Origin of the sequence: Streptococcus sp. 2579 (genome assembly GCF_013277195.1) — a bacterium.
Lineage (GTDB): Bacteria > Bacillota > Bacilli > Lactobacillales > Streptococcaceae > Streptococcus.
The window spans coordinates 167,129-181,119 of record NZ_VMMM01000008.1 but is presented as its reverse complement, the minus strand read 5'-3'; the positions used below and the strand labels follow the sequence as shown (position 1 = coordinate 181,119).

The window sequence follows — 13,991 nt, the reverse complement described above, 5'->3', positions numbered from 1 at the left end:
TTCTTTAAGGTTAGTATATCATATTTTTCTGCTTTTTACTGATAGTTTAGTAAAATTTTAGTAAAAAGGATTGACCTTGGGAAATCCCTTGGATACAATAGAAGAAAACGATTACACGTTAAGGTGACTTAACGGACAGTCAAAGGAGAATTCATATGACACAACATCTTACTGCAGAAGCCCTTCGAAAAGACTTTCTTGCTGTTTTTGGTCAAGAAGCAGACCAAACCTTCTTTTCACCAGGCCGTATCAACTTGATTGGTGAGCACACAGACTACAACGGTGGGCACGTTTTTCCTGCTGCTATTTCCTTGGGAACATACGGGGCAGCTCGCAAACGTGATGATCAAGTCTTGCGTTTCTACTCAGCTAACTTTGAGGACAAGGGCATTATCGAAGTACCTTTAGCTGACCTCAAGTTTGAAAAAGAGCACAACTGGACCAATTATCCAAAAGGAGTTCTTCATTTCTTGCAAGAAGCTGGGCACGTGATTGATAAAGGTTTTGATTTTTATGTTTATGGGAATATCCCAAATGGTGCTGGTTTGTCTTCTTCAGCATCCCTTGAACTCTTGACAGGAGTCGTGGCAGAGCATCTCTTTGATTTAAAATTAGAGCGTCTCGATTTGGTTAAAATCGGAAAACAAACAGAAAATAACTTTATCGGAGTCAACTCTGGTATCATGGACCAGTTTGCTATCGGTATGGGGGCTGATCAACGTGCAATTTACCTAGATACCAATACTTTAGAATACGACTTGGTGCCACTTGATTTGAAGGACAATGTCGTTGTTATTATGAACACCAATAAACGTCGTGAATTGGCGGATTCTAAATATAATGAACGCCGTGCTGAATGTGAAAAAGCAGTGGAAGAATTGCAAGTTGCTTTAGATATTCATACCTTGGGTGAATTGGATGAGTGGGCCTTTGACCAATACAGCTATCTGATTAAAGATGAAAATCGTTTGAAACGTGCTCGTCATGCAATGCTTGAAAATCAACGTACCCTCAGAGCTCAAGCAGCCCTCCAAGCAGGAGATTTGGAAACATTTGGTCGTTTGATGAATGCGTCACACGTTTCTCTAGAACATGACTATGAAGTAACTGGCTTGGAATTGGATACTCTTGTTCACACAGCTTGGGGACAAGAAGGTGTTCTCGGTGCTCGTATGACAGGGGCAGGTTTTGGCGGATGTGCCATTGCTTTAGTGCAAAATGATGCTGTTGAGACCTTTAAGGAAGCTGTAGGCAAACACTACGAGGAAGTAGTTGGATACGCTCCAAGCTTCTATATCGCTGAAGTTGCAGGTGGCACTCGCGTCCTTGACTAGTCAAAAGGAGGCTCTATAGTGACCTTAGTAGATAAATTTGTAACACATATTATTTCTGAAAGTTCATTTGAGGAAATGGATCGAATCTACCTGACCAATCGTGTCTTGGCACGAGTGGGAGATGGTGTTTTGGAAGTTGAGACCAATCTGGATAAAGTGATTGACCTCAAGGACCAGCTGGTTGAGGAAGCCGTTCGATTAGAGACGATTGAGGATAGTCAGACTGCGCGTGAAATCCTTGGTGCTGAACTGATGGATTTGGTGACTCCTTGTCCGAGTCAGGTCAATCGTGACTTTTGGGCAACCTATGCCCACTCTCCTGAGCAAGCGATAGAGGATTTTTACCAACTCAGTCAGAAGAATGACTACATCAAACTCAAGGCCATTGCTAAAAATATCGCCTACAGAGTACCATCTGACTACGGAGATCTAGAAATAACCATCAACCTCTCTAAGCCTGAAAAGGATCCTAAGGAGATTGCGGCAGCCAAGTTGGTGCAAGCTAGCAATTATCCCCAGTGTCAGCTTTGTCTAGAGAATGAGGGCTACCATGGTCTAGTTAACCACCCAGCTCGCAGTAACCACCGTATTATCCGTTTTAAAATGGCTACTCAGGAGTGGGGTTTCCAGTATTCACCTTATGCCTACTTTAATGAGCACTGTATTTTCTTAGACGGTCAGCATCGTCCCATGGCCATTAGTCGTCAGAGCTTTGAACGTCTGCTGGCTATCGTAGAACAGTTTCCAGGCTATTTTGCTGGCTCTAATGCCGACCTGCCGATTGTGGGGGGCTCTATTCTAACTCATGATCATTATCAGGGAGGCCGTCACGTATTTCCTATGGAATTAGCTCCCTTGCAAAAGACTTTCTATTTTGCTGGTTTTGAGCAGGTTAAGGCTGGGATTGTCAAGTGGCCCATGTCAGTGTTGCGTTTGACTTCGGATTCCAAAGAGGATTTGATCAACTTGGCTGACAAGATTTTGCAGGAATGGCGTCAGTATTCAGATCCTAGTGTGCAGATTTTGGCAGAGACAGACGGGACACCGCATCACACCATCACACCTATAGCCCGTAAGCGCGACGGTCAGTTTGAGTTGGACTTGGTCTTGAGGGACAATCAGACTTCTGCAGAACATCCTGATGGCATCTATCATCCTCACAAGGATGTCCAACATATCAAGAAGGAAAATATCGGCTTGATTGAGGTCATGGGCTTGGCAATCCTGCCACCACGTCTGAAAGAAGAAGTGGAGCAAGTTGCTAGCTATCTTGTAGGAGAAGCTGTTACAGTTGCCGATTATCATCAGGAATGGGCAGACCAACTCAAAGTCCAACATCCAGATCTAGCGGAAAAAGAAAAAGCCCTTGAAATCGTCAAGGACTCTGTTGGTGCTATCTTTGCGCGTGTCCTTGAGGATGCAGGAGTCTACAAGCAGACAGAACAAGGACAGGCAGCCTTTATGCGCTTTGTGGAGCAGGTCGGAATTTTACCAGACTAGGAGCATTCTCCTTGCACAGTCCTATAAAAAGTAGTATCATAGTGTCGTTTGAAATATCAGGAGGAAACGATGAAAGATTTTCATTTTGACGCTATATCTGCCTTTGAAAATTACGAAATTGAACAAATGAGAGATGGTCACGTTGTGGTGACGACAAAAGTAGTGAACTCGTCGCTCAACTACTATGGCAATGCCCATGGTGGCTATCTCTTTACCCTTTGTGACCAAATCAGTGGTCTTGTGGTGATTTCACTTGGCTTAGATGGAGTGACACTCCAGTCTTCCATCAACTACCTTAAGGCAGGAAAACTCGACGACGTGTTGACCATTAAAGGAGAATGCGTCCATCAAGGTCGCACAACCTGTGTCGTGGATGTGGATATTACCAATCAAGAAGGCAGAAATGTCTGCAAGGCAACCTTCACCATGTTTGTCACAGGCCAACGATCAGAAGATAGACAGGTGGGGATATAGATAACTAAAAAAGAGGCTCGCACCTCTTTTTCTTATTTCTTTTTATGATTTAATACGGCATTGAGTACAATGGCGAGTAGGCTGGCTACGACGATTCCGTTTGAGAAGAACATTTGGAAGGCTGTCGGCATGCTGACAAAGAGATTGCTGTTATTTAGACCGACACCTGCAGCGATTGAAACAGCTGCGATAAGGAAGTTATGTTCATTGTTAGCAAAGTCAACACGAGCGAGGATTTGCATCCCTTGAATCGATACAAAACCAAACATCACCAGCATGGCACCACCGAGGACAGGGCTCGGAATGATTTGAGCAAGGGCACCAAACTTAGGAAGGAGTCCAAGGAGAACCAGGAAACCAGCTGCGTAGTAGATTGGCAGGCGAGTCTTGATACCTGATAATTTAACCAACCCAACGTTTTGTGAAAATCCTGTGTAAGGGAAGGTGTTAAAGATTCCTCCGAGAAGTACGGCCAAACCTTCTGCGCGGTAACCGTTGCGCAGGCGCGTGCTGTCGATTGGATCTTTTGTGATATCAGACAAGGCTAGATAAACACCAGTCGACTCAACCATAGACACCGTTGCGATGATACACATCATGACAACGGATGAGATTTCAAAGGTTGGCATCCCAAAGTAGAGGGGAGTTGGGACATGGACAAGTGGTGCTGCTGCAACAGGAGAGAAGTCAACCAAACCCATGCTAGCAGCAATGGCAGTTCCAACAACCAAACCAATCAAAATAGAGATAGACTTGATAAATCCTTTGGTAAAGATGTTAATCAAGAGGATAATCAGAACAGTGATAGCTGCAAGCAAGAGACTTTGACCAGTTGGCTCTGGAACATTATTTCCCATATTTCCAATAGCGACAGGAATCAAGGTTAAACCAATCGTGGTAATAACAGATCCTGTTACGATAGATGGGAAGAGATTGGCCACTTTTGAGAAGATACCTGAAACAAGAACCACGTAAATCCCTGATGCGATAAGGGCACCAAACATAGCGCCACTACCATGGCTTTGCCCAATCATAATCAAGGGAGCGACAGATTGGAAGGCAACGCCGAGAACGACTGGTAGTCCAATACCAAAGTATTTGTTGAGTTGGAGTTGGAGGAAGGTTGCCACCCCACACATGAAGATATCTGTGGAAATCAGGTAGGTCAACTGCTCAGCTGAATAGCCAAGGGCTGTCGCAATCATGATGGGAACCAGGATGGATCCTGAGTACATGGCTAGTAAGTGCTGCAAGCCAAGAACGGCTGCTTGCGAATGTTTTTCTTGAGTTTGCATTAGAGATCTGCCTCCTTAAATACGACCTGACCATTTTCAAAACGATCCAAACGAGCGAGTGATAGGACAGGATAGCCTGCTTTTTCAAGCAAATCACGGCCATCTTGGAAGGATTTTTCAATCACAATACCGATAGCTTCGACTGTGGCACCAGCTTGTTCGATGATTTGAATCAAGCCTTTAGCAGCTTGGCCGTTAGCAAGGAAGTCGTCGATAATCAAAACCTTGTCCTCTGGTGAGAGGAATTTTCCAGCGATAGAAACGGTGCTGGTCACCTGCTTGGTAAAGGAGTAAACTTCGGCAGTTAAGATACCTTCGTTCATAGTGATGTTTTTAGCTTTTTTAGCGAAAATCATGGGAACGTTTAAGGCTTCAGCTGTAAAAATGGCTGGGGCAATGCCTGACGCTTCAATGGTCACGACTTTGGTAATTCCAGTAGCAGCAAATTTTTCCGCAAAGACCTTACCGATTTCTCGCATCAAGCTAAAGTCAACTTGGTGGGTTAAAAAGGAATCCACCTTGAGGATGTTGTCACCCAAGATATGCCCATCCTTGAGGATGCGCTCTTCTAATAATTTCATAAGACCTCCTAAAGTCTAAAAGCCAGTTTACTTGTTGGTTAAATGTTTCTATAGTGATCCGGTTTGCTAGTACTATGTATTTGATAAAACTAGTACGAGCGAAGCGAGTTTTATCAAATATTTCCCGCCGTAGTGGTAGCATAGACAATAATCTTGTTATTGTCTATGACGGGATTTTTGAGACTTTTGGCTCAAAAATTAGGGATGAAATTCCGAAGGAAGTTGCTCCCGTCCGCACTAATTAAGGGAAATATTAAAAATATTCAAAAAAGACCTACTTAATCTCTAAGTAAGTCCCCAAAATAGGCATGGAAAAAACGACCATACCTCACTCTGACTTACTTATTGTTAGGTGTTCCGGCACCTTGTAGAAACGTCGTGCCAATTCACGACATAAACAAGTAAAACGATATTTAATTTAAAATAGGCTTGAGCCAATGTTTTTATTTTACACTAAATAACTTTAGAAATCAACTGTTTTGTTAGTGTTTTGGTTTTAAAAACGAACAAATATAATAAAAATGGGGAAAAAATAACTTATTAGCTAACATTTAGAAGGTTTTTCCATCATAAAAGGCATATTATCAAGATTTTTCAAGACTTGACAATATGCCTTTTTCTAACTTTAAAGACTTTTTCCCAATCTTTATTATTCTACTCGCTAAATCTTAAAAAATAACCATCTGGATCCAAAATCGCAAATTCGTGAGGGTAAATAAAGCTATCTCCCACTCGAAATTCTCTTTTGGTCAGCGGACGATGGATAGGATAGTCAGCTTCCAACAGTTTTTGGTGGAGCTGAGGGACATCTGCAATGCCAAAGGAAATATTAACACCGCGCCCGAAAGGATAGGTCAGCTGAGCTAATTCTTCTGCGCTGCCTTCTTCTAGCATAAGTTGGCAGTCTTCAAGCGAGAGGAAGAGAAATTTCTCCTCTGGACGCTCGTATTCGACAGAGAATCCTAGCAGGTCGCAGTAGAAGTGGCGTGATTTTTCGATGTCAGATACTACAAATTCAGGAATGACAGCTTGATAGTCCATTCGTTTTCTCCTTAGAGTTCAATCTCCAAGACAATGGGTGTGTGGTCTTGGCGCGCACCGGAGTCAATCATATCAGACTTGGTCACCTTGTCAGCCACGCGGTTGCTTGTCAGCCAGTAGTCGATTCTCCAGCCTGTATTGTTGATTTTAGAAGTCTTGCTTCGTTGTGCCCACCAAGTGTAGCGTTCTGGAACATTGCCGTGAATGTGGCGGAAGGTATCCGTAAATCCAGTTGCTAAAAGGTTGGTAAATCCAGCACGTTCCTCGTCGGTAAATCCAGGTGAATGGCGGTTGCTAGCAGGATTTGCAAGGTCGATCTCATTGTGGGCCACGTTGTAGTCACCGGTTGCAAGGACTGGTTTTTCTTTGTCTAGTTCAGCCAAATACTCCGCATATTTGACATCCCAGACTTGGCGTTCTTCCAAGCGTTTGAGGCCATCACCAGCGTTTGGTGTGTAAACTTGGGTAACGAAAAATTTATCAAATTCTAGAGTGATGATGCGGCCTTCCAAGTCCATGGTAGAAGGGGCACCGATTTCTGGGAAAGTGACAGTGGGTGTAAGTTCTTTCTTATAGAGGAACATGGTTCCAGCATAGCCTTTGCGGGCAGGCTCTTGAGAAGAGCGCCACGTGTTTGCGTAGCCTGGGAAGAGTTCTTCTAAAATTTCCAAGTGTTTCTTTGTAGGCCCCTTGGCAGAAAGCTTGGTTTCTTGGATAGCAATGATATCAGCATTTTCAGCGACCAAGGTTTGTAGTACTTCTTGGGACAATTTGGCACGAGCTGAGTCACTAGTTAGGGCAGCGTTGAGGGAATCAATATTCCATGAGATAAGTTTCATAAAGTTACCTTTTTCATTCAGATTATAGATTTTATTATACCAAAAAAAGGTTTATTTCCCCAACGTATGGTTTGAAAAATTACTCTTTAGACTTTATCCTGAGAAAATAAAAATTCCCTAAACTATTTAGAAAAAAATCTAAATAGCTCTTGTGTTTAGAATAGAAAGGTATATAATGTTATTTAGAAAAACATCTAAATAGAAAGTGAAGTTACATATATGTCAAATAAGAGAACAATCCTTCTTTTTGTGGTCTTGGCTTATGCCCTTGCTTGGATAATATGGTTGGCACTATGGCTAAGTGGTGTTGGTCTAAATTCTCCATGGAGTCAACTTGCTAGTATTGTAGCCATGTGGATGCCTGCGCTTGCAGTCTTTCTCTTAGGGAAAATCACGAATCAACCTAGTGGAATCAAATCTAAATTAGTCGTGAATCTCAAGAGAAACTGGCGCTTTTACTTACTAGCTATCTGGTTACCAGCAGTCATCAGTTTTTTAGGAGCGGGACTTTATTTTCTTGTATTCCCTAGCAATTTCAGCCTTGATTTTGAATCTATTCAAGCCATCTTACAAGAAAAAGGTGTCTCTCAATCAGCCATTCCCTTATCTTCCTTGGTCTTGATTCAAATCCTAGCTAGTTTGACCTACGCTCCTTTTCTTAATAGTTTCTTTGCATTGGGAGAGGAAATTGGTTGGCGTGGCTATCTTTACCCAGCTCTAAGAGGACGCTTTTCACTAGTCCAGACTCATGTCTTGCTTGGTCTCATTTGGAGTCTTTGGCATCTACCAATCAATTTGCAAGGCTATAATTATGGACTATCTTATTTTGCTTATCCTGTTTTGGGAGTTGTTGCTATGTTTCTATCTTGTTTTAGCCTAGGAATATTGTTGAGCTGGTTGTTGGAAAAGACAGGTTCTATCTGGGCTTCTGCCCTATTTCATGGGGCAATCAATGCAACTGCAGGTATTGGGTTACTCTTCCAATTACCAGGAGAAAAAGTTTCAAGCCTCTTGATTTTAGGCCCATCACCGACCGGAATGCTATCAGTTCTACCTTGCTTATTCCTAGCCCTACTAATATTACAAAGGGAAAGGAGTCATTATGAGTTTTGCAAATAGTTTTAAAGCCTTATCTCATCCAGTTAGGAGAGAGATTTTGAATTTATTCAAAACAGGTAGATTATCTGCAGGAGAAATTGCCAGTTATTTCGAGTTGACAGGTGCAACGATTTCACACCATCTCACGATTTTGAAAGCAGCGGATTTAATTCATGAAATGAAAGAAAAAAACTTTATTTATTATGAGTTAAATACATCGGTTTTAGAGGATATAATGGTTTGGTTAGCAGAACTGAAAGGAGATCATTTTGATGAAGATAAAAATCAATAAGAAATTGGTATTATTTACGAGCATTCTCATCCTACTACCTTCCCTTGTAGGTTGTGTTTTCTGGAATCAATTACCAGAGGAGATACCCACTCATTTTAATCTACTGGGTCAAGCAGATGGCTACAATCATAAAATGTCTGCTATCTTTGGATTACCGACTCTCATGCTTTTGATGCATTGGTTGCTTCTATTTTTAATGATTAAGGATCCTAAATCTAGCAATATCAGTTCAAAAATACAAGTTTTGATTTACTGGATTATTCCTTTTGTATCTTGTCTATTAATGATTTCTATCTTCGGAGAATCTTTGGGTTATTCCATGATGAGTGGGCTACTAGCTCAGATTTTTATGGGAGTCGTGATGATCGTAATTGGAAATTATCTACCAAAAACACACCGAAATTATATAATCGGTATTCGACTACCGTGGACCTTGGAGAATGATGAAAACTGGAGAAAAACGCATCGCCTAGCTGGAAAAATTTGGGTATTAGGAGGATTGTTATTGTTTCTAAATTCCTTTGTGCAACTGTATGTTTACTGGGTATTCTTCTTGACACTTTTCTTTGTAGTGATAATTCCTAGTGTCTATTCTTATCAATTATCAAAATCAGAATCTTGAAATAGCTAATGGAGTCATTAGTTTGAGAAGTTGGTCTGATATGTCTATTTCCCCAACGTATGGTTTGAAAAATTACCCTCTTTCGTTTATAATGAAGAATGATTTTATGAAAGGGAGTGAAAATAAATGAAATTTTACTCATATGACTATGTGCTTAGCCAAATCAGTCAGCAAAATGGAATCATGATTGGCTTTGGGATTGTGCTCCTAACTATCACAGGATTTTTTGCTTTTAAGGCCTATCGTGATAAAAAGGGGACTAAATTTCGGGAATTGGTCATGATTTTGGCCTTGACTTTGGTGGCCATGCTTTTGGTGACAATCTCAAAATACCAGACCAATCAAGCATCAAACAACCAATTTCAAACTTCACTTCATTTCATAGAGGTTGTTTCCAAAGATTTGGGAGTGGATAAATCAGAAGTTTATGTCAATACTTCAGCTGCCACTGATGGAGCGCTTGTCAAGGTAGGTCCAAATGTCTACCGTGCTATGAACGGGAGCGAACCAGACAAGTATCTTTTAGAGAAATTAGAATTGCATCAAACAGACGCTATTGAATTGGTGGAGGTAAACAAATGACGCTCAACTATATGGAAATTTTAATCAAACTAGCCTTGGGTCTCTTCTCACTTGTTTTTGTTATCAATGTGACAGGAAAGGGGAACCTGGCGCCTAACTCTGCGACAGACCAAATTCAGAACTATGTTCTTGGTGGTATCATCGGTGGGGTGATTTACAATAGTTCAATTAGTATTCTGCAATACGCAGTGATTTTGATGATGTGGACGATTTTGGTCTTGACCCTCAAATGGCTCAACAATAATGTTCGTTTTGTCAAACGCTTGATTGATGGGAAACCAACTCTCCTCATCAAAAATGGGCAGATCGACCCAGAAGCCTGTCGTTCAGTTGGCTTGTCTGCGGCAGATGTTGCTCTCAAACTTCGTAGCCAAGGGATTTTCCAGATGAAGCAAGTTAAACGAGCTGTGCAAGAGCAAAATGGCCAACTCATCGTGGTCCAAATGGGAGATGAAAATCCTAAGTATCCAGTTGTGACTGACGGTGTGATCCAAGTGGAAGTCTTGGAATCGATTGGCCGTAGCGAAGAGTGGCTGCTTGACAATCTCAGCAAGCAAGGGCATGACAATGTAGCCAATATCTTTATCGCTGAGTATGACAAGGGCGCCGTTACAGTCGTAACCTATGAATAAGAAAAACCTGGGGTCTTGCACTCTTCGAAAATCTCTTCAAACTGCGTCAACGTCGCCTTGCCGTATGTAGGTTACTGACTTCGTCAGTTCTATNNTTGATTTTCATTGAGTATTGGCCTCAGGTTTCCATTTGCAATCAGAAAGGGATGTTATGTCCATTATTCAAAAACTTTGGTGGTTTTTCAAGTTAGAAAAACGCCGTTATCTAGTCGGGATTGTGGCCCTGGTCTTGGTTTCCGTTCTCAATCTAATTCCCCCCATGGTCATGGGGCGGGTTATTGATGCCATTACATCGGGGCAATTAAGCCAGCAGGCCCTTCTTCTTGACCTATTTTATTTGCTTCTTGCAGCCTTTGGGATGTACTATCTGCGCTATGTTTGGCGTATGTATATTCTTGGGACTTCCTACCGTCTGGGACAGATTATGCGCTCTCGCTTATTTGAGCATTTCACAGAAATGTCTCCAGCTTTTTATCAGACCTATCGGACGGGGGACCTGATGGCACACGCAACCAACGATATCAATGCCTTAACCCGTCTCGCAGGGGGCGGTGTTATGTCTGCGGTGGATGCCTCTATCACGGCTTTAGTGACCTTGATGACCATGCTCTTTAGCATTTCATGGCAGATGACCTTGGTTGCCATTCTTCCCCTGCCTTTCATGGCTTATGCGACCAGTCGTTTGGGTAGAAAGACTCATAAGGCTTTTGGAGAGTTGCAGGCTGCCTTTTCTGAACTCAATAACAAGGTACAGGAGTCTGTATCAGGTATTAAAGTGACCAAGTCTTTCGGTTATCAGGCGGACGAGCTCAAGTCCTTTCAGGCAGTAAATGAATTGACCTTTCAAAAGAACCTACAAACCATGAAATACGATAGTCTCTTTGACCCTATGGTTCTCTTATTTGTTGGTTCCTCCTATGTTTTAACCCTCTTGGTCGGCTCCTTGATGGTTCAGAAAGGGCAAATCACGGTTGGGAATCTAGTTACCTTTATCAGCTACTTGGATATGCTAGTTTGGCCTCTTATGGCCATCGGCTTCCTCTTTAATATTACTCAGCGAGGGAAGGTTTCCTATCAGCGAATTGAGGAACTTTTGTCTCAGAAATCACCTGTACAAGACCCTGAGTTTCCTTTAGATGGTATCGAAAATGGGCGTTTGGAGTACGCTATTGACAGCTTTGCCTTTGAAAATGAGGAAACACTGACAAATGTTCACTTTAGTTTGGAAAAAGGGCAAACATTGGGCTTGGTTGGTCAGACAGGTTCTGGAAAAACGTCTCTAATCAAACTGCTCTTGCGTGAATACGATGTGGATAAGGGAGCCATTTACCTAAACGGTCATAATATTCGTGACTATCGTCTGACAGGTCTTCGTAGTCTTATGGGCTATGTTCCTCAGGACCAGTTCCTCTTTGCGACTTCGATTTTAGACAATATCCGCTTTGGCAATCCTAACTTGCCCCTTTCAGCGGTCGAGGAAGCGACCAAGCTAGCTCAAGTTTACCAAGATATTATAGCTATGCCCCAGGGATTTGATACGCTGATTGGTGAAAAGGGAGTCAGTCTTTCTGGAGGTCAAAAGCAGCGTCTGGCCATGAGTCGGGCGATGATTTTAGATCCAGATATCTTGATTTTGGATGATTCTTTGTCAGCTGTGGATGCCAAGACAGAGTATGCGATTATCGACAACCTCAAGGAGACGCGAAAGGACAAGACAACCATTATTACGGCTCATCGCCTCAGTGCGGTTGTCCATGCAGATTTGATTTTAGTCCTGCAAAATGGTCAAATCATCGAACGAGGCAGGCACGAAGACTTGCTAGCTTTGGATGGCTGGTATGCCCAAACCTACCAGTCTCAGCAGCTGGAAATGAAGGGAGAAGAAGATGCAGAATAAACAAGAACAATGGGCTGTATTGAAGCGCTTGATGTCCTATCTCAAGCCTTATGGACTCCTGACTTTTTTGGCACTCAGTTTTCTCCTAGCAACGACGGTCATCAAAAGTGTCATTCCCCTTGTGGCTTCCCACTTTATTGACCAGTATCTCAGCAATCTTAACCAACTGGCCATTACCGTTTTGCTGGCCTACTATGGCCTTTATATCCTACAAACTGTAGTTCAGTATGTCGGTAATCTTCTCTTTGCGTGCGTGTCTTACAGTATTGTTAGGGATATTCGTCGCGATGCCTTTGCCAATACGGAAAAACTGGGTATGTCTTACTTTGACAAGACGCCAGCAGGCTCCATCGTCTCTCGTTTGACAAATGACACCGAGACCATCAGCGATATGTTTTCAGGAATTTTATCTAGCTTTATCTCAGCAGTTTTCATCTTTCTGACAACTCTTTATACCATGTTGGTGTTGGATTTTCGTTTGACAGCACTAGTATTGCTCTTTCTCCCCTTGATTTTCCTTTTGGTCAATCTCTATCGGAAAAAATCAGTGAAAATCATTGAGAAAACCAGAAATCTCTTGTCAGACATCAATAGCAAGCTGGCAGAAAACATCGAGGGAATCAGGATTATCCAGGCCTTTAATCAAGAGAAGCGCCTGCAGGCGGAATTTGATGAGATCAACCGAGAACACTTGGTCTATGCCAACCGTTCTGTAGCCTTGGATGCCCTCTTTTTGAGACCTGCCATGAGTTTGTTAAAACTTCTAGGCTATGCTGTCTTGATGGCCTACTTTGGCTATCGTGGTCTTTCTATCGGGATAACGGCCGGGACCATGTATGCTTTTATCCAGTATATTAATCGTCTCTTTGACCCCCTGATTGAGGTGACGCAAAACTTTTCAACCTTGCAAACGTCTATGGTTTCTGCAGGTCGTGTCTTTGCCTTGATTGACGAGAGGACCTATGAGCCTCTTCAAGAAAATGGACAGGCCGAGATCAAAGAAGGCAATATCCGGTTTGAACATGTATGTTTCTCTTATGATGGAAAACATCCGATTCTGGATGACATTTCCTTCTCCGTTAACAAGGGTGAAACCATTGCCTTTGTGGGTCATACAGGTTCTGGGAAATCTTCGATTATCAATGTCCTCATGCGCTTTTATGAATTTCAATCAGGGAGAGTTCTCTTGGATGATGTGGATATCAGGAACTACAGTCAGGAAGAGTTGAGAAAAAACATCGGTCTGGTCTTGCAGGAACCCTTCCTCTATCATGGAACCATTAAGTCCAATATCGCCATGTACCAAGAAATCAGTGATGAGCAGGTCCAGGCTGCAGCTACCTTTGTCGACGCAGATTCCTTTATTCAAGAACTCCCTCAGGGTTATGATTCCCCTGTTTCTGAGCGTGGCTCCAGTTTTTCAACAGGTCAGCGTCAGCTTCTTGCCTTTGCCAGAACAGTCGCCAGTCAGCCTAAAATCCTGATTTTGGATGAAGCGACAGCTAATATTGACTCTGAAACAGAAAGTTTGGTTCAAGCATCGCTGGCTAAGATGAGACAGGGACGGACAACCATTGCCATTGCCCACCGCCTTTCTACCATCCAAGACGCCAACTGTATCTATGTTTTGGACAAGGGGCACATCATCGAGAGCGGAACCCATGAGGAACTTTTGGCCTTGGGTGGAACCTACCACAAGATGTATAGCTTGCAGGCAGGGGCCATGTCCTAATACTCGTTGATTTTCATTGAGCATAAGAAGGAAATCCTTCAAATTACAGATTTCTTTCACCGCCTTTTCCAT

At 42.6% G+C, this 13,991-nt stretch carries 14 protein-coding genes and 1 riboswitch; of the genes, 10 read left to right on the top strand and 4 right to left on the bottom strand.

What is annotated here, in order from left to right:
- The first annotated feature begins 155 nt into the window (after positions 1-155).
- The 3 genes from HT725_RS05705 to HT725_RS05695 all read left to right on the top strand — a co-directional run bounded on the left by HT725_RS05705 (position 156) and on the right by HT725_RS05695 (position 3,308).
- Positions 156-1,334, top strand: coding sequence for a galactokinase (locus tag HT725_RS05705; protein WP_164226050.1), 1,179 nt, complete (start codon positions 156-158; stop codon positions 1,332-1,334).
- An 18-nt stretch (positions 1,335-1,352) separates the two neighbouring features.
- A complete protein-coding gene (locus HT725_RS05700) occupies positions 1,353-2,834 on the top strand; it encodes a UDP-glucose--hexose-1-phosphate uridylyltransferase (RefSeq protein WP_173253192.1) in 1,482 nt (493 codons plus the stop codon).
- A 69-nt stretch (positions 2,835-2,903) separates the two neighbouring features.
- Positions 2,904-3,308, top strand: a complete 405-nt coding sequence (locus HT725_RS05695; RefSeq protein ID WP_164226052.1) for a PaaI family thioesterase — start codon at positions 2,904-2,906, stop codon at positions 3,306-3,308.
- 32 nt (positions 3,309-3,340) lie between these two features.
- On the opposite strand, the gene HT725_RS05690 is transcribed toward HT725_RS05695, so the two are convergent.
- The 4 genes from HT725_RS05690 to HT725_RS05675 all read right to left on the bottom strand — a co-directional run bounded on the left by HT725_RS05690 (position 3,341) and on the right by HT725_RS05675 (position 7,064).
- Positions 3,341-4,603: a nucleobase:cation symporter-2 family protein gene (locus HT725_RS05690; protein ID WP_164226053.1), complete on the bottom strand. Its 1,263-nt coding sequence runs from the start codon at positions 4,601-4,603 to the stop codon at positions 3,341-3,343.
- Positions 4,603-5,184 carry a xanthine phosphoribosyltransferase gene (locus HT725_RS05685; RefSeq protein WP_125419985.1) on the bottom strand — a complete coding sequence of 194 codons (582 nt, stop codon included), beginning with the start codon at positions 5,182-5,184 and terminating at the stop codon, positions 4,603-4,605. The genes HT725_RS05690 and HT725_RS05685 overlap by 1 nt, the downstream gene beginning before the upstream one ends.
- A 325-nt stretch (positions 5,185-5,509) precedes the next feature.
- A riboswitch (purine riboswitch) is annotated at positions 5,510-5,605 on the bottom strand.
- A 233-nt stretch (positions 5,606-5,838) separates the two neighbouring features.
- Positions 5,839-6,225: a VOC family protein gene (locus HT725_RS05680; protein WP_000386216.1), complete on the bottom strand. Its 387-nt coding sequence runs from the start codon at positions 6,223-6,225 to the stop codon at positions 5,839-5,841.
- An 11-nt stretch (positions 6,226-6,236) separates the two neighbouring features.
- Positions 6,237-7,064 (bottom strand): exodeoxyribonuclease III, encoded by an 828-nt coding sequence (locus tag HT725_RS05675; RefSeq protein ID WP_164226054.1) that lies wholly within the window; start codon positions 7,062-7,064, stop codon positions 6,237-6,239.
- Positions 7,065-7,283: 219 nt separating this feature from the next.
- Between HT725_RS05675 and HT725_RS05670 the strand changes: the two genes are divergently transcribed.
- The 7 genes from HT725_RS05670 to HT725_RS05640 all read left to right on the top strand — a co-directional run bounded on the left by HT725_RS05670 (position 7,284) and on the right by HT725_RS05640 (position 13,919).
- Entirely contained in the window at positions 7,284-8,183 is a 900-nt protein-coding gene (locus HT725_RS05670) for a type II CAAX endopeptidase family protein (protein WP_164226055.1), read from the top strand.
- A complete protein-coding gene (locus HT725_RS05665; protein WP_173253191.1) occupies positions 8,167-8,454 on the top strand; it encodes an autorepressor SdpR family transcription factor in 288 nt (95 codons plus the stop codon). Before HT725_RS05670 ends, HT725_RS05665 begins: the two co-directional genes overlap by 17 nt.
- A complete protein-coding gene (locus tag HT725_RS05660; protein ID WP_164226056.1) occupies positions 8,435-9,076 on the top strand; it encodes an SdpI family protein in 642 nt (213 codons plus the stop codon). Before HT725_RS05665 ends, HT725_RS05660 begins: the two co-directional genes overlap by 20 nt.
- Positions 9,077-9,202: 126 nt before the next feature.
- Positions 9,203-9,658, top strand: coding sequence for a DUF3290 family protein (locus HT725_RS05655; RefSeq protein ID WP_164226057.1), 456 nt, complete (start codon positions 9,203-9,205; stop codon positions 9,656-9,658).
- Positions 9,655-10,290 carry a DUF421 domain-containing protein gene (locus tag HT725_RS05650; protein ID WP_164226058.1) on the top strand — a complete coding sequence of 212 codons (636 nt, stop codon included), beginning with the start codon at positions 9,655-9,657 and terminating at the stop codon, positions 10,288-10,290. The genes HT725_RS05655 and HT725_RS05650 overlap by 4 nt, the downstream gene beginning before the upstream one ends.
- 151 nt (positions 10,291-10,441) lie before the next feature.
- On the top strand, positions 10,442-12,187 hold the full coding sequence (locus HT725_RS05645) for an ABC transporter transmembrane domain-containing protein (protein ID WP_173253190.1): 1,746 nt from the start codon (positions 10,442-10,444) through the stop codon (positions 12,185-12,187).
- A complete protein-coding gene (locus HT725_RS05640; protein WP_164226060.1) occupies positions 12,177-13,919 on the top strand; it encodes an ABC transporter ATP-binding protein in 1,743 nt (580 codons plus the stop codon). Before HT725_RS05645 ends, HT725_RS05640 begins: the two co-directional genes overlap by 11 nt.
- The last annotated feature ends 72 nt before the right edge of the window (positions 13,920-13,991 follow it).